1 pseudogene is annotated in these 330 nt (G+C 60.6%); it reads right to left on the reverse strand.

Going from position 1 to position 330, the window contains the following annotated elements:
- Positions 1-5 precede the first annotated feature (5 nt).
- Positions 6-330 (reverse strand): annotated as a pseudogene (locus tag AB4Z51_RS45105) (IS481 family transposase); the annotation flags it as partial.

Below are 330 nucleotides of genomic sequence, written 5' to 3' on the forward strand. Positions count from 1 at the left end.
AGTGTTTAGCCCGGAGACATGGCTGACACCTGTTCGGACACATCACTGACAGGTTGGCCATTGGTCAAGTCGATCGATGCGACCTGCCAGCTGGCGAAGAAGATTCCGTAGTGGCCGTCACGATCCAGCGGCCGGATGGCAAGGCGTTCGCGGGCGAAGGCCTGGGGAACTTTCCAGAAGTGTCCCTTGAAGGAGATGTAGGGTCTTGTCGATGAGACCCTGCGCACGATCTCGCCGCTGTCGTATTCGACGTTCGGAACGCGGGCCGGCATGGGGCGAGCACTTGGCCGGAAGCGATCGGCAGGGACCTGCATATCGAGGCCTTGGTGA

The organism is Bradyrhizobium sp. 2TAF36 (genome assembly GCF_052114925.1).
GTDB lineage: Bacteria > Pseudomonadota > Alphaproteobacteria > Rhizobiales > Xanthobacteraceae > Bradyrhizobium > Bradyrhizobium barranii.